Annotated in this window: 15 protein-coding genes; 5 read left to right on the forward strand and 10 right to left on the reverse strand. The window is 34.0% G+C overall.

Annotation, left to right across the window (positions count from 1 at the left end; all coding sequences use genetic code 11):
* Positions 1 to 17: 17 nt before the first annotated feature.
* The gene (locus tag AC2A1C_RS11535; protein WP_484025865.1) at positions 18 to 329 is read right to left on the reverse strand and encodes a hypothetical protein; all 312 of its coding nucleotides are present in this window, start codon (positions 327 to 329) and stop codon (positions 18 to 20) included.
* Between the two features lie 67 nt (positions 330 to 396).
* Positions 397 to 1,203, reverse strand: a complete 807-nt coding sequence (locus tag AC2A1C_RS11540; RefSeq protein WP_484025866.1) for a M48 family metallopeptidase — start codon at positions 1,201 to 1,203, stop codon at positions 397 to 399.
* 120 nt (positions 1,204 to 1,323) lie between these two features.
* Between AC2A1C_RS11540 and AC2A1C_RS11545 the strand changes: the two genes are divergently transcribed.
* Positions 1,324 to 1,860 (forward strand): DUF4251 domain-containing protein, encoded by a 537-nt coding sequence (locus tag AC2A1C_RS11545; RefSeq protein WP_484025867.1) that lies wholly within the window; start codon positions 1,324 to 1,326, stop codon positions 1,858 to 1,860.
* Here AC2A1C_RS11545 and meaB read toward each other — a convergent pair.
* Positions 1,849 to 2,826 (reverse strand): methylmalonyl Co-A mutase-associated GTPase MeaB, encoded by a 978-nt coding sequence (gene meaB, locus AC2A1C_RS11550; protein WP_484025868.1) that lies wholly within the window; start codon positions 2,824 to 2,826, stop codon positions 1,849 to 1,851. The two genes, AC2A1C_RS11545 and meaB, sit on opposite strands and share 12 nt — an antisense overlap.
* Before the next feature lie 809 nt (positions 2,827 to 3,635).
* Between meaB and AC2A1C_RS11555 the strand changes: the two genes are divergently transcribed.
* Complete coding sequence (locus AC2A1C_RS11555) at positions 3,636 to 3,929, forward strand: cytochrome C (RefSeq protein WP_484025869.1); 294 nt, start codon at positions 3,636 to 3,638, stop codon at positions 3,927 to 3,929.
* Between the two features lie 5 nt (positions 3,930 to 3,934).
* On the opposite strand, the gene AC2A1C_RS11560 is transcribed toward AC2A1C_RS11555, so the two are convergent.
* Entirely contained in the window at positions 3,935 to 4,984 is a 1,050-nt protein-coding gene (locus AC2A1C_RS11560) for an enolase C-terminal domain-like protein (protein ID WP_484025870.1), read from the reverse strand.
* 125 nt (positions 4,985 to 5,109) lie between these two features.
* Between AC2A1C_RS11560 and AC2A1C_RS11565 the strand changes: the two genes are divergently transcribed.
* A complete protein-coding gene (locus AC2A1C_RS11565) occupies positions 5,110 to 6,021 on the forward strand; it encodes a DUF4349 domain-containing protein (protein ID WP_484025871.1) in 912 nt (303 codons plus the stop codon).
* A gap of 142 nt (positions 6,022 to 6,163) precedes the next feature.
* Here the strand turns inward: AC2A1C_RS11565 and AC2A1C_RS11570 are convergent, their stop codons facing one another.
* The 5 genes from AC2A1C_RS11570 to AC2A1C_RS11590 all read right to left on the reverse strand — a co-directional run bounded on the left by AC2A1C_RS11570 (position 6,164) and on the right by AC2A1C_RS11590 (position 9,944).
* Positions 6,164 to 6,676 carry a tetratricopeptide repeat protein gene (locus AC2A1C_RS11570; protein WP_484025872.1) on the reverse strand — a complete coding sequence of 171 codons (513 nt, stop codon included), beginning with the start codon at positions 6,674 to 6,676 and terminating at the stop codon, positions 6,164 to 6,166.
* A complete protein-coding gene (gene prfH, locus AC2A1C_RS11575; RefSeq protein WP_484025873.1) occupies positions 6,663 to 7,361 on the reverse strand; it encodes a peptide chain release factor H in 699 nt (232 codons plus the stop codon). The genes AC2A1C_RS11570 and prfH overlap by 14 nt, the downstream gene beginning before the upstream one ends.
* Before the next feature lie 97 nt (positions 7,362 to 7,458).
* Positions 7,459 to 7,920, reverse strand: coding sequence for a hypothetical protein (locus tag AC2A1C_RS11580; RefSeq protein ID WP_484025874.1), 462 nt, complete (start codon positions 7,918 to 7,920; stop codon positions 7,459 to 7,461).
* Between the two features lie 6 nt (positions 7,921 to 7,926).
* A complete protein-coding gene (locus tag AC2A1C_RS11585) occupies positions 7,927 to 8,472 on the reverse strand; it encodes a nucleotidyltransferase domain-containing protein (protein ID WP_484025875.1) in 546 nt (181 codons plus the stop codon).
* Positions 8,473 to 8,552: 80 nt separating this feature from the next.
* Positions 8,553 to 9,944: an RtcB family protein gene (locus AC2A1C_RS11590; RefSeq protein ID WP_484025876.1), complete on the reverse strand. Its 1,392-nt coding sequence runs from the start codon at positions 9,942 to 9,944 to the stop codon at positions 8,553 to 8,555.
* Between the two features lie 622 nt (positions 9,945 to 10,566).
* Here AC2A1C_RS11590 and AC2A1C_RS11595 point away from each other — a divergent pair.
* Entirely contained in the window at positions 10,567 to 11,517 is a 951-nt protein-coding gene (locus AC2A1C_RS11595) for a fasciclin domain-containing protein (RefSeq protein ID WP_484025877.1), read from the forward strand.
* A 105-nt stretch (positions 11,518 to 11,622) separates the two neighbouring features.
* On the forward strand, positions 11,623 to 14,007 hold the full coding sequence (locus AC2A1C_RS11600; protein WP_484025878.1) for a TonB-dependent receptor plug domain-containing protein: 2,385 nt from the start codon (positions 11,623 to 11,625) through the stop codon (positions 14,005 to 14,007).
* 26 nt (positions 14,008 to 14,033) lie between these two features.
* Here AC2A1C_RS11600 and scpA read toward each other — a convergent pair whose 3' ends face one another.
* Entirely contained in the window at positions 14,034 to 16,169 is a 2,136-nt protein-coding gene (gene scpA, locus AC2A1C_RS11605; RefSeq protein WP_484025879.1) for a methylmalonyl-CoA mutase, read from the reverse strand.
* Between the last annotated feature and the right edge of the window lie 3 nt (positions 16,170 to 16,172).

A 16,172-nucleotide genomic window follows, 5' to 3' on the forward strand; every position in this document is an offset into this window, starting at 1 on the left:
AAAATATAATCCTCAGATTAAATCTGAGGATTATTTGTATTGCTCGTTTGCTTTTTCAATTTTTCCAATTCGGCTGCTTGCTTTTCCAATTCCAATTTTTCTTTTTGTAGCTGCTTCATTTCTTTTCTTTTTTGCTCGGCTTTCACAGCAGATCCTTTGCTGATATATCCTACTAATCCTCCAATAATCAACCCAATTCCTACACCTGCCAAAATCCCCATTAAAGTGGTAGGTTCAAAAAGTTTCATTACAGTGAAACCGGTATTGAAATAAAATAAAACTCCTGCTAAAGCTAATAAAATGAGTCCTATTAAAATTAAACTTTTCATTATAAATAAATTAAAACCTTCCCAAATTTAATAAAAAAATTCAGGAAGGCTATATTTTAAATTATTATTATGCTTTTCCTCCTGCCGCTTTATAATATTCCAACGCTTTAGCCATATGTTTTTCTAAATCCGCTCTTCTATTTTCCGGACTTGGGTGGGTAGACAGAAATTCAGGGGTTTTGCTTCCACTGGAGCTCGCTTCCATTCTTTGCCAGAAAGATTGTGCTTGTCTTGGATCATATCCTGCCATAGACATTAGATAAAGTCCCATTTCATCGGCTTCCAATTCCTGATTTCTTCCATATTTCAGTAAAGCCACTTGTGCACCAATCGGATATGCCTGTTGAAAAATTTTCGCCCATTGTGAATTGGAAATAGAACCTCCAATAATAGCTCCTCCATATTGAGCAACCATTGCTTGTGAGATTCTTTCGTTTCCGTGACCTGCCAATGCATGAGAAATTTCGTGTCCCAAAACAACAGCCAAACCTGTATCATCCTTTGTTACAGGCAAAATCCCTGTGTAAACAACCACTTTTCCTCCCGGCATACACCAAGCATTAAGTTGTTTATCATCTATTAAATTAAATTCCCACTGATAATTTGCAAGATCCGCTTCTCTTCCAATACCGCGATAATAATTTTCCGCAGCATTTTTAATTCTTAATCCTACATTTTTAACACTTTTTGCTTGAGAAGTTCCTGATATTACTTTTGATTCTTTCAGAGTTTGCTGGTATTGTTGTAATGCCATCGCCGCTAATTCCTGATTATTGGCGATCTGAAGAGATTTCCTACCTGTAATCGGATTGGTAGTACATGCTACTATTGCCAAAGAAATAGCGCCAATTCCTAAAAATTTATATATTTTCATAGTCCAAAATATTGATTATTTTTTTGATATTTACAATTATTATTCCAAAAGCAGGAATGCTGTATGTTATATCAGGTATCAAATTTAGCACTATTTTTGATAGAGTTTTAAAAATTTAATATGGAAAAATCTTTTTATTATATAATAGTAGTTTTTTTGGCATTCTCAGTTTTATCTTGTAGCAGTAGATCAAATCTGGATTCAGAAAAAACCGAGCATTTATTGAACTCCGGTAATTTCAGTTTTATGGCTGAAAAAGCAAACCCGACCAATATGGATGTCATTAATATGATGAATTCTTTGCCTTATGGCAATCCTCCAAGAATTTTAAATTTAGACCCTGGTTACTCGGTAGATTTTACCAGTGATAAAATTATTACACGACTTCCTTATTTTGGAAGAATGTTTATTGCGAATATAGACACTACTAAAAACGGCTTTGATTTTACTTCTAAAAACTTTACCATTGACAAATCTAAATCCACAGACAAAAAAACAGTATGGATTATAAATTTTGATGATGTTCAGAATATTAGTCAGATGTTTTTAGAAGTGTACAAAAATGGAAGAGCCTATCTTTCTGTAAATTCTAACGACAGACAGGCAATTTCCTATGATGGTTTCATTGCTGACACTCCTCAAAATTCAGGGAAATAATTTTTCTACAAAATCTTTTGCTTCGGATATCGGATTGCTTTTCAGTTCCGAAGCATTTTTTTTGTGTTGTTCATAAGATAATTCTGAGGAATCATTTTTCTGCATCTTTTGGAGAATAAGTTCTTTCACCCAATATTCAAAACGTTTCTCAGCTTGAATTTTCCGTATTTCATCAAACCTCCCATTCTCCTTTTTTTGAGAAACAAATTCATCTATTTTTTTGTAAACATCATAAAGTCCAGAGTTTTTCAATGCTGAACCTAATAAAACTGGAACTTTCCAATCTTTCTCTTTTAGAGCATGAAACTGCAAAGCTCTTATCAATTCAAGTCTTGTGTTTTTAGCCGCTTGAAGATTGTTTTCATCTACTTTATTAATGAAAACAATATCCACCATTTCCATGATTCCGCGTTTGATTCCTTGCAACTCATCTCCACCTCCGATAATTTTTATAAAAAGAAAAACATCTGTAATATCGGCAACCAAAACTTCACTTTGCCCTACTCCAACCGTTTCAATCAAAATATAATCAAAACCTGCAGCTTCGCAAATAAGCATAGTTTCAAAAGTAGTATTGGCAACACCTCCCAAAAATCCGGAACTCGGAGAAGGACGAATAAAAGCATTTTCTTCTTTTGCTAAATCTTCCATTCTGGTTTTATCTCCTAAAATAGAACCTTTGTGAAGAGATGAACTAGGATCAATTGCTAAAACTGCCACTTTTTTGCCTTCTTTTATGGCTAATTTTCCAAAATTTTCGATAAAGGTAGATTTTCCGGCTCCAGGAACTCCGGTGATTCCGATTCTGACAGAGTTTCCAGTGAAAGGCATTATTTTTTTTAATACTTCTTCTGCTTGTTCCCGATGTTCGGTTTTTTTACTTTCCACTAAAGTAATGGCTTTCCCGATAAGACGCTTGTCTCCGGATTGTATTCCTTTTACTAAATCTTCTGTGGAAATTTTCATAAAAACAAATGTAATAAAAGATTAACGATTTCTTTGAGTTTGATTATCATTTAAAAACATATTCAAGGAAGTATTAATGCGAATTTTCATAAGTAATTTACCTTTGTAAAGAATTCATTTTCAAAATTTAAATTTGAAATATTTCTAATGCATCTTTAAAATTAGCGAATTGTGGTTGATTTATATTTGTTGAACACGCCTTTGTGGCGTGTTCCTACATATATATAGCCTTTGTGGCGTGTTCCTGCATGTATACAGATTTTTGATGTGTTTTCTTGATTGTAATCATCTAAAAAATGTTGATCATTTTGTCATTAAATTTACTTCATAAATATAGCGCTCCTACGGAGCGCATTTGCAATAGCATAATTTCTGCTACACAGATGTTGCTCCTACGGAGCAAACTATCTTAAAGTATTTTCAAAGATTATTTAATATTACACTTTGACTAAGTTTAAATTTTAAAGTTATTTTTAACATTAAGAAACCTTTAGATTCGATGAAGTCAAACATAAGACCTTGCTTAAAAAGTTTAACAAAAATCAATTCATTAATCCCTTAATAGTATTTAACTTAATCAATTTATAATCTTAATATTAGAAAATTAAGAAAACGCTATAAAATAACACTGAATAAAATTTAAACAGTCTCTGAATCTATGAATTTTCACCTTTGAAAACGAGCAAAAGTCCGTTCCTATAGACTTTTATAAAATCAGATCATCCAGCTCAGTTATTTATAAAAATTCTAAATCATATATTTTTTATCAGATTTCGATATAAAATAATATTTTTGAGAAAAGTTTAACTATGAAAAATATATTCTTCATTATAGCCGTTGTTGGAATTACAGCCGCTTCATGTACTTCAAAATCTACGTCAGTTGCAACAACTACTTCTTCCAATATGGGTACTACCGGAAAATTAGCAAAAGGGAAAACCATTTTTGAAAATTCTTGCGGAAAATGCCATGATCTACCGAACCCTACCCATTATAATTCTGTAGATTGGGTGGGAATTATGAATAGAATGGCTCCAAAATCTCGACTTAATGATGAACAACATCAATTGGTATATGACTATATTGTTTCTGTAAAAAAATAATCTACTTAAAGTATCGAAATTCCTAATCCCGGATTTTCGGACAGTATTATTTTTCCATTTTCTACAAAACTTCCTGTTGCATAATCGTTGGAGATAAGATTTGCTCCGTCCAGATCTGCATAATCCAGAAGTCCGGCTAAAGCACATCCCGCAGAAATTCCTACGGAAGATTCTGTCATGCAACCAAGCATCACCTTGTAATCCAACTCTTTAGCTTTTAAAATAAAATCCAAGGCAGGAGTAAGGCCGCCACATTTCATTAGCTTGATATTTATACTTTTATAATGAGACGTTAATTTTTCTAAAATTTCAATATTTTGAGCATCTTCATCTGCCATCCAATTGGCAAAACCATCACGTTTCAAAATTTGAAAATCTCCAATAGGAAGTGGCTGTTCAACGTACATTAATTTCTCAGAATCAGGGTTTTCCTGAATCCAAATACAATCCTTATCTGTAAAACTTGCATTAGAATCCAAAGCGATATTTCGGTTCAATGAGATTAATTCTTCAAAATTTTCTTTATTGAAGCCATTGCATTTTACCTTAAATTTATTCCAATTGCTTTTTTCAATTTTCTGGACTTGCTCATCAATTTCTGCAATGGAAATAGTAATGGAACTTTCGGCTAAATGCTTATTTTCCAATTGATTCAATTCTGCAAAAGTTTTGTTTTCCAACTTTCCAAATAAATCCCAATAGGCACAATCCAAAGCAGAAAGCAAAAAAGGATGCAGTTTCAAATTCAGCAAAAATTTAAAAAAATCTTTCGGATGAATGATTGTTTGATTTTCAATTACAGATTGGATTTCTTTTAGTTTAGAAACGAATTCATTCAGATGTATTCCATAGTAATTGATGGAAACACATTCTCCATATCCTTTTTTTCCTAAATGTGAAAGCTCTATCAATAATGCATCACGCTTATCATAATTTCCATAAGCAATAGAAAATGTCTCTTTCAGCATTAATTCTTTGAAAATATATTGTAATTGCATGGAATAAAAATAGGAAATCTTAAATTTAGTTTTGTAAAACTCTTGTAAAAATTTCACATCAATCTGTTTTTCAGTAAATTACATTTTACCAAACAAATACATTTCATTTTCAAAAGAAAATTTTGAAACGGTTCTAATTTTACCTCAACAAAAAATCAAGAAACTTAAAAAATTACCATTATATGAAAAAGATTATCTTAACCCTTATCGTAACATTGAGCATTGTTGCCTGCAAAAAAGCAGAATTAAACGAATCTCAAAATCCTACCGCAACAGCAGATTATTCTGCTTCTGTTTCTATGGCTGCAGATTCTATAGAAACCCCAATTGTAACTGCAAAAAAAGAAATCACATCCGAAATTCTTAAACTGGAAGAAGCAAAAAAAATATTGGATGAGAAATTTAAAAACGAAATTGATTCTACAGCTAAGAAAGAAATTGTATCCGAAATCAAAATCACTCAGAAAAAACTTGATTCTGCAAAGGAAAAAATAGTTTCCAGTATCGAAAAAATTAAAGCTCCTCAAAAAGTAGTAAAAGAGACGAAAGTAATTTATAAAGAAGTTCCAAAACCTGTCGTGGTGAAAGAACCTGTAAAAACGATTGCTAAAAATGGCTCACTGGAAATCCATGTGGAAGATATGGAAATTGGAAAAGAAATTGCGAAAGAACAGATCAGAAAATATGATGGGATTATAAAAAGTGAACAAATCTCCGCAACGGACAATCAGAAAATGGACTTTCTTAAAATTCGCGTTCCTTATGAAAAATCTGATTACCTGATTGAGGATCTGGAAAGAAATGTCGGAAAAATTGAATATAAAAACATCCAAATTACAGGTGATGAATATTCTAAAAATGCTGTCTGCGATTTGGAAATTACACTTTATACAACTGATGAAAAAATAGCATCCACATCTACAAATCCTGAAACTTTCGGCGGAAGATCGGCAAATGCTATTTCCAGTGGATGGAATGTAATTGAAGAAATTTTCCTTTTTCTGCTTCCGTTCTGGCCTGTATTTTTAATTGGTGGTGGTATCTTCTATTATCTGAAAAGAAAGAAAAAGCAGGAAACTGAACAGAATATATAGATAAAAAGAAAAAATACATTTATCACTTTTAAGTCTTTCAAATAAATCATATAAGCTAAAGATCAGTCCGCAGAAACAGACTGATCTTTTTTATTTTAGCCGTTTTTTGCTTTCATCAAATAAATCTAAAAAAAGGAAACCATTAAGCGGTTTCCTTCTTTTTTTGGGGTTTAAATTTCTTCATTTTTTCTTTGACAAATTTTTTTCGTCCATTCAAAAAGTCGGTCATATTTTGATTAAAACTGTATTTTTCAGCTTCTTTCAATATTTTCACTGCCATTTTAAAATCTTGCTTTTTTTCAAACAAAAAAGATTTCCAATACAAAATAGTTGCTTTGTCTATTCCTTTTATTTTCAAGGCAAATTCTATCAATTTTTCCGCTTCTTCCATATCTTCATTATTCAAAAGACAATGTATATAAAATTTTGGCGTATTGACATTATTCACATCATACAACATCGCTTCTTCAAAATACAGTTTTGCCGTTTCATAATCTTTAAGAACCTCAGAATGCAATCTCCCCATCAGACAAAGGCTGTCTGCATCTTCCGGATCATAAGACAATGCATAATTCAATGCTTCCAGACAATCCGGAAGACTGTATGGATAATTGTCTAAGGCTTCAAAGTAGTATTTATTTTTAGTTAAGGTCATTTTTGTAATTTTTTAATTCGTTTTTCAATTGATTTCTTTGTTTTTTGAAAGATTTTTCCTGATAATTCTTTTTAAAATCTGTTCCAGAAAATGTTCGGATTGGATTTCCTCTCTGTACCTGCAAATGATTGTTCCAGGTTTCCTGCATTCTTTTTTGAAGCTGAATTATATTTTGTTCCAAAACTTTTTCTTTCAGCCTCTCAATAGAAATCTTTTTATTCTCCAATTGTGAACGGAAATCCTGTACAAAAACACTTTGTCCGGTTGGAAGATGTGTTGCACGAACAGCGGTGTTCACTTTATTTACATTTTGTCCTCCACTTCCCTGACTTCTGGTTGTTTGAAACTGAATCTCTTTTTCATTAAAATTAATTTTCTCCAAACCTTCAAGTTCAAAAATCCCAATAAACCAATTGCTTCTTTTGTGCAGTTTTCGGAACGTACTTTTACCAATCCAAAGAATACTTCCCAACCAATTTTTTAGAAATTCATTTACTTTTTTTGATTTTAAAAGTATTGTAACTGATTTCAGCGTCAAGTTTTCATCACCATTTTCTCTGTGGATGATTTCGTAATTAATTTCATTTTGTTTTGCTTCCTCAAGGAAAACCTTCAGAACTTTTGCAACTACCCATTGACATTCCAAAGGTCCTCTTCCTGAGGTTATTTGTATGAGTTTTTCCATTTTTGTAAAATTTTTAAGATTGCCTCTCTGTTTTTAGCTTCTTTAATAAATGTTGGTAATCTTTCCACCATTCGCATTTTGTAAGGCAATCTTGTTCTTAAATCTGATGAAATGTAATTCTCCATTTCCAGAAGATATTCCTGATTTCTTGCCCAGAATAATTTCCCTTTAAAATCTGTCTGAAAATAATATGGAAAACCGGATCATGAATTAAACCTTCTTCTTTTGGAGAAGAATTCAAATATTTCTCAGTTTTTGGCTGAATCTGAAATTGAGAATCACATTCATCACATTTTATGCTTATATTTTTAGGTTTTTCTTTTAAATTACCTTGTTCATAACGAATAGGATGTGTACAGATCGGACAATTAAGTTTTACAAAAGCTTTGTAAACAACCAGATCTAATCCATTTTTCCGCAAATCACAATGCCTGCATTCCAAAGTCACCAGTTTATAACTGTGTTCATTTTTCACCACTGCATCTTCTCCACAATCTGGACAAACAACTAAAATGCTTTCATTATAAGAAAAATATTCTTGTTTGTATATTTTTTTCATTTCAATCTATTTTGGCATTTCACTTAATCGGGGATGACCAACAGGATCAATTCTTTTCTCCAATAAATCTTTTGCGGTCATTACCGCCCAACATTTGTCACTGGAATGAATATTTCTGTAAAATGAAAGTAAAACATCGGGTTTCACAACGGTAAATCCATTGGCTTCAACAGTTTCCAAATCATTCCGTTCAAAGAAATCTATGGTAATTCTGTGAAATTTCCCGCTTTCCATTTCTATCATTTTCTCATATCTGCGGAAGTTTTCTTCGCTTGGAAGATGATCGTACCTCGTCCATACTTTCTGAAAACCTTCTTCCTGAAGAATCATAACTACTTCAGCTACATTCTCTTTTTTTACAAAGACATCAATATCCTTGTGGTCATGGGCATGCTTATATTCAGTATGTCCAATTTCAGACATAAAATGCCACGCCCAACCTCCTGAAATAACGACTTTATCTTTTAATTTTTCTAAAATTTCCAGTCCGTTTTTAATTCTAGATTCCGGCCAGACTTCACCGTATCTTTTTATATTATGTGGTGCTCCCATTTCTTTTATTTTTTTAGTTGATAGTTATTAGTTGATAGTTGTCAATCCATCAACTGACAACTAACAACTAACAACAAAATTTACCTATCCATCCTCACAATCCTTGGCTGAAAAGTTCCGAGAATATCAACCAATTCGCTTTGTGCGTTCATTACTTCATTGATATCTTTGTACGCCATCGGTGCTTCTTCCGCATTTCCTCCCATCAAAATAACGTTCTTCAGTTTTAATTCTTTTTTAATATCATTCTGAGTAAACAAACTTCTGCATTCTCCTCTGGAAAAAGCTCTTCCTGCTCCGTGAGAGGCGGAATTCAACGAATCCGGATTTCCTTTTCCACGAACAATAAATCCTTTTGCTGTCATAGATCCGGGAATCATTCCCAATTCATTTTCATTGGCGGGTGTTGCTCCTTTTCTGTGAACAATCACTTCTTTTCCATTATGGATTTCTTTCCACGCAAAATTGTGATGGTTCTCAATTCTGGCTTTTACTCTTCCACCTATAGCTTTTACCAACCTTCTGTGAATATCGTCGTGACAAGCTGAAGCGTAATCTCCGGCTAAATTCATTGCTGTCCAATATTCTAATCCAAGATGTGTACTCAAATCCAGCCAAGCAAATTGTTGTGCTTCTTTTGGTAACGGACATTGTTCTACCGCAACTCTCGAATAATATTGAGCGATTTCTGCACCCAATCCACGGGAGCCGCTGTGTGAAAGAATTCCGAGGTATTTTCCTTTTGGAAGTCCGATTTGTTCGTCTTCTTCCGTAATTTCTACTTCTCCGAACTCTACAAAGTGATTTCCGCCACCGGAAGTTCCCATTTGCTTGATGGCTTTTCCTTTTAATCTTCTCAAAATCGGAATGAGATCAAATGTATCTCTGTCGAAAATTTCATTTTCTACATGAGATTTATGTGTTTCGTACATTCCGAATTTGGTATGTTCTGCAAGAGCTTTTTCATATTTATCTCTCGCTCCGTCCAGATATGAAATTGGCGTATCCAAAATACTGAGGCTCATTCTGCAGCCGATATCCATCCCGACTCCGTAAGGAATCACGGCATTTTCTACGGCAAGAACTCCACCAATCGGAAGTCCATATCCACTGTGTGCATCGGGCATCAAAGCTCCCTGTGTTGAAATTGGGAGTTTCAAAGCGGTGTACAGTTGGTTTTTTGCTTCTTCCGAAATATTGTTTCCGAAAATTTGAAAAGAAGCACGATTTGTATTAAGCATTCTTTTCTCGGTTTTCTTTGATGAAAGCAAAGCTTCTGCAATTTGTCCAAAGGTTAAATCTTTTTCAAAATTTTCGGGATTCACCAGAATTTCCTTTAAAATAGATTTTGCATGATGAATATTTTTGGTTGCAAAATTTCTTTTCATGACTTCCAAAGCGATATTCACACTTTGATTATTTGGATAGCCTAATTTTAATATATCTTTTCCTTTAAGTTTTAAATTTCCCATTGTTTTAGATTTTAGATAATAGATGTGAGATACTTACACATCAGATTATTATTCAACTAAATTTTTAGTTGATTTTAATTTTATCATTCTGACAAAGTGATTCTACAAATTCAATCTATTTTAAATACATTAAGATTCTTCAATTCGCTTCGCTACTTTCTGAATGACAATGCGGATACTTTTTCCTAGCCCCGATTGCAGTGGAAATCCTTTTTCTTTTTTTCGAGAAAAAGAAAAAGATTGTAACGGAAAGCGGGAAATAGCTCCTAAAAAAGATTTCGGGGAAACTGTTTTGAGTTTGAAATATTGCACAATAAAAAACCCGAAATCTCTTCGACTTCGGGTTGATATTTCATTGTACTGTTATTCTAAGAATATACCAAACCACGAAGCCTTATCACCATAAACGGTAATCCAACTGTAGAATTTTGATTAAATATGAACATTGCTTCGTTGTTTTTTAAGTGGTTAAACTTTATTTACTGCGCAAATATATGTATTCTTTTCTTTAAAAAAAAGAATACTCTTAAAAAACGTTAATAGTTTATTTATAAACTAAAATTATGAAATAATGGTATATTTTTTGATATTGTTTTTAGGTAACATTATAAAATAAATTATTATGAAAATTTTTATTAAGCATTTGCTTTTGGCAGCGTTTTCGGCTGCTACAATATCGTCATGTGATGATAATGATACGGAAGTTATTCAACCTGAAACTGTTTATGAATTTATTGCTACAGATTCGGATTTAACAAATTTGAAATTAGCTATAGACAAAGCAGGATTAGCCACAACTTTAGATAGTAGTGGTAATTATACGTTATTTGCACCTTCTAATGCTGCTTTCAATACATTTTTGCAAGCAAATGGATACAGTAGCTTGAATGACGTTCCAGTAGCTGCTCTTAAAGAAGTTCTTCTCAATCATGTTTTAGGAACAGAAGTAAAAGCAGCTAATGTAACAACAGGTTATGTTTCTACTTTAGCAAAAGGAGCTGCTTCTTCTACAAGAAATCTAAGTATGTATATCAATACTTCAAGCGGAGTAAAAATCAATGGGGTATCCAATGTTGTAAAAACCGACATTGACGCTACTAATGGTGTAATTCACAAAGTAGATGCCGTAATTGGACTTCCTACTATTGTTACTCACGCAACAGCAAATCCTAATTTCAGCACATTGGTTTCTGCGCTTACACGAAATGATATGCCTAACTTTGTAGGTATCTTGAGCGGAACAGCCAATTCTCCTTTTACAGTTTTTGCTCCTACAAATACTGCCTTTTCTTCTCTACTTACAGAGTTAAATTTACCTAATTTGGCAGCAATACCTACTGCAACTCTTGAAAACACATTGAAATATCATGTTGTAACCGGAGCGAATGTAGCATCCAACAATCTCACTAATAATATGGTTGTTACTACTTTCCAAGGAAGTACATTCACTATTACAACAACAGGAGGAGCAAAAATTACAGATAAAAATTCCAGAGTTTCTAATATTATTGCAACAGATGTACAATGTGCCAATGGTATTATTCATGTATTAGATAAAGTTTTATTACCTTAAATACAATCATTAATTCTGTTTCAGAGGCTGCACTTCATAAGAAATGCAGTCTCTTTTGCAACTAAACCTAAATAAAAACAGATCATTAACTTTGCAAAAAAACTAATGAAAACAACATTAGCCTCTCTATTTATATTTGTTTCAGCAATTTTATCTGCCCAACTGGGAAGTATAAACATCAATGTTTATGATGAGTTCAGCAAGAAACCTTTAGATGTAAATATCAAAATCCAAAATTCTGAGAATGTTTTTTCAGGAACAGGAAATGTGCAGATTTCGGAATTGACAACGGGAAATTATACATTCGAGATTTCGTCAGAAAATTATTCGACAGGTTTTCTGAATGACATCAACGTTGTTCCCAATCAAAACCTGAGTTTTTCAGTAGGTCTTCAAAGATCCGAACAGAAAATTGAGGAAGTGGTCATCAACAAAAAAGTCTATAAAACTACGGCCGAAAGTCCACTCTCTCTGAGAAATATTACCAGCGAAGAAATTCAGAAAAATGCGGGTTCTAACCGTGATGTTTCCAAAGCAATTCTCAGTTTTCCGGGAGTTGGAAGCACAGCTACTTTCCGAAATGATCTTTTTATTCGTGGTGGAAGTTCTGCGGAAAATAAATTTTACATTGATGGAATTGAAGTTCCTATCATTAACCATTTCCAAACTCAAGGTGCAAGTGGTGGACCGAGAGGAATTATCACTGTAGATTTCATCAAAGATGTGGATTTCTACAGCGGTGCATTTCCTGCAAGACGAAATGGTGTTTTGTCTTCACTTTTTGAGTTTAATCTGAAGCAGGCAAGAAAAGATAAACTCGGCTACAAAGCGATTGTGGGATTGGATGATTTGCAACTGATGGCAGATGGACCACTTAGCAAAGACCAAAGCTGGAGCGGACTTTTTTCGGTAAGAAAATCGAATTTGCAGTTGCTTTTCAAAGCTATTGGGTTGCCATTTTTGCCTTCTTATTATGATGCAACTTTCAAAGTTTCTAAAAAATATAAAAGCGGAGATGAATTGTACTTCATCGGATTGGGTGCAATCGACAAGTTTGAATTCAATAACAATGCGGAAAAAACGCTTACCAATCTTACTTTAATCGATCGCCTTCCCAAAGCTCCACAATGGAATTATACTGTTGGAGCCGGCTACAGACATCTTGCTGAAAACGGAAATTGGCTTTTTACGATCAGCCGAAATACACTTGACAATCAAGCGATCAAATATTACCGAAATATTGAAACACCTGAAAATCTTCTTTTCGATTACAAGTCTCAGGAAATTGAAAATAAATTGCGAATTGACCGAAATCTTAGTATTAAAGATGTACAGCTTAGTTTTGGAACCAACCTTAATTTTGCAACTTACACGAACAACTCTACAATAAAGAATGTAACTCAAAATGCTGTCAATTTTGATAAACTTGATGTGAATCTTAACCTGATGCAATATGGAGTTTACATTCAGGCAGCGAAGAAATTCTTTGATGAGAAAGTTCAGATTTCTGCGGGAACACGTTTGGATGCGAGCAATTATTCTGATAAAACCAACAATCCGTTGGAGCAATTTTCGCCAAGATTATCTTTGAGTTACAGATTTGCTCCGCAGTTTGCTTTTAACTTCAATTCAGGAATTTTTTACCAGCTTCCTGCTTACACTGCTTTAGGATTTTCGGAAAACGGAAATTTTACCAACAAAAATACTTTGAGTTATATTAAAAATTCACATTTAGTTGGCGGATTTGAATTTAATGGAAAAAATAATCTGAGAATTACACTTGAAGGGTATTACAAAAGATACAAAAATTATCCTTTCTCACTGAGAAATCAAATAAGCATTGCGAATATTGGGGCTGATTTTGGTGTTGTCGGCAACGAACCTTTGGATTCTAGAGGTGATGGTGAAACTTATGGAATTGAGTTTTTGGCTCAAAAAAGAACACTCAATAATTTTTATGGAATCGTGGCTTATACTTTTGGATATTCAAAATTCAGCAATGCGAATGAAAACCTGCTCCCTTCTTCGTGGGACAGCCGACATATTTTGACTTTGACCACCGGAAAATATTTCAAAAAAAACTGGAATATTGGTGTAAGATTCCGTATGCAAAGCGGACTTCCGGAAACACCTTATGATTTGCAGAGAAGTGCTTTGGTGAATATTTGGAATATTAATAATGGACCTTTGCAAAATTTCGTACAACTGAATTCGCTTCGTGGAAATCTGGCGCATCAGCTGGACGTTCGTCTGGAGAAAAAATGGATTTTCAGCAAGTGGCAAATGACCGCTTATATGGATGTTGTGAATATTTATGGTTCCGAAAGTCCAAGTAATTTACCAGTTGTAAATCTTCAAAGAGACGAAAATTATAATGGAATCGTCGCTAATCCAACTGCTCCACAAAACCAACAATATTATCTTCTGGAAACCGGAAAGCAGGACAGAAATACGCCACTTCCTTATTTTGGGTTGATTTTTGAATTCTAAGAAAACAAAGTTACTAATCTCGTCTGTTAGTGATTTTTATTAGTTAGGAATTTCTCCAAAATCTCCACCGCTGATTTTGGTAAATTAGTTCCTGGACCAAAGATGAAGTCTGCCCCGTTTGCATAGAGAAATTCATAATCTTGCTGCGGAATTACTCCCCCCACAACGATGGTGATATCATCTGCTCCCAATTTTTTAAGTTCCTCCACAACCTGTGGAACCAAAGTTTTGTGTCCTGCTGCCAAAGAAGATACTCCTAAAATATGAATATCATTTTCTACAGCCTGTTTTGCTACTTCTTCCGGAGTTTGGAATAATGGTGCTACATCTACATCAAATCCCATGTCGGCAAATGCTGTCGCCACTACTTTTGCCCCTCTGTCATGACCGTCTTGTCCCATTTTTGCGACCATAATTCTTGGTCTTCTTCCTTCTTCTTCCTCAAATTTTTGAGTGAGTTGAAGGGCTTTTTCAAAATATTCATTCTTTCCTGCATTCATAGCATACACTCCTGAAATGGTTTTAATATTGGCTTTATATCTTCCGAAAACACTTTCTAAAGCATCCGAAATTTCTCCTAAAGAAGCTCTTTTCCTTGCGGCTTCTATACTCAGAGCGAGAAGATTTCCTTGCCCGGTTTTTGCGCAATTTTTAATTTCATTCAATATTTGGCTCACCGCCTCGTTATTTCTTTCGGATTTAATTTTTTCTAATCTTTCAATTTGTTTTCTGCGGACTTCTGTGTTATCAATATCTAAGATCTCTATTTCGTCCTGTTTTAATGAAGATAAGAATGAGTTTACCCCGATGATAAATTCTTCACCACTGTCTATTTTTGCCTGTTTTCTGGCTGCGGCTTCTTCTATTCTCATTTTTGGAATTCCGGCTTCAATGGCTTTTGTCATTCCTCCTTCCTGTTCTACCTCATCAATATATTTCTGTGCTTCTTCAATCATTTGTTGGGTAAGGCTTTCTACTAAATTGCTTCCGCCCATCGGATCAACTACATCACAGATTCCGCTTTCTTGTTGTAAAATAATTTGTGTGTTTCTTGCGATTTTTGCGGAATAATCAGTTGGCAAAGCTATCGCTTCGTCTAATGCGTTTGTATGTAAAGACTGGGTTCCTCCTAAAGCTGAAGAAAGTGCCTCAATCGCAGTTCTTGTGATATTGTTGAATGGTTCCTGCTCTGTTAAAGACCATCCTGAAGTTTGTGAATGGGTTCTTAATGCTAAAGATTTGGGATTCTGAGGATTGAATTGTTTTAAAAGTTCAGTCCAAATATAACGAGCGGCTCTCATTTTGGCAATTTCCATGAAGTGATTCATCCCGATTGCCCAGAAGAATGATAATCTCGGCGCGAAATCATCCACATTCATTCCTGCTTTTATCCCTGTCCTTACATATTCCAAACCATCTGCAAGCGTATAAGCCATTTCCAAAACGGGGGTTGCTCCGGCTTCCTGCATGTGATATCCTGAGATGGAAATTGAATTAAATTTTGGAATATTTTGAGAAGTATATTCAAAAATGTCTGCTATAATTTTCATGGAAGGTGCAGGTGGATAAATGTAAGTATTACGCACCATAAATTCCTTCAAAATATCATTTTGAATAGTTCCTGAAAGTTGTTCTTGAGAAACACCTTGTTCTTCCGCAGCTACGATATAAAAAGCTAAAATCGGTAAAACTGCTCCATTCATCGTCATAGAAACCGAAATTTGATCCAACGGGATTTCATTGAACAAAATTTTCATATCTTCTACAGAATCAATAGCAACTCCTGCTTTTCCAACATCCCCCACAACTCTGACGTGATCGGAATCGTAACCTCTGTGTGTCGCCAAATCGAAGGCTACAGAAAGTCCTTTTTGTCCTGCTGCTAAATTTCTTCTATAAAAAGCATTGGATTCTTCTGCCGTGGAAAATCCTGCATATTGGCGGATCGTCCATGGTTTTTGAACATACATTGTGGAATATGGTCCTCTTAAATAAGGTGCAATTCCCGGAGAAGTTTGTGTTAAAGATTTGTTTTTAATGTCTTCTGTTTTGTAAGACGATTTTAATTGAAGTCCATCTTTTTCAAAAAGATAAACTTCTGTATCGGAATTAAATATAAAATTTTGAAAATCAGGATTTTGATTCTGTATCTTGTGACGCATTTT

Source organism: Chryseobacterium sp. HNCC26DJ241 (assembly GCF_057180505.1).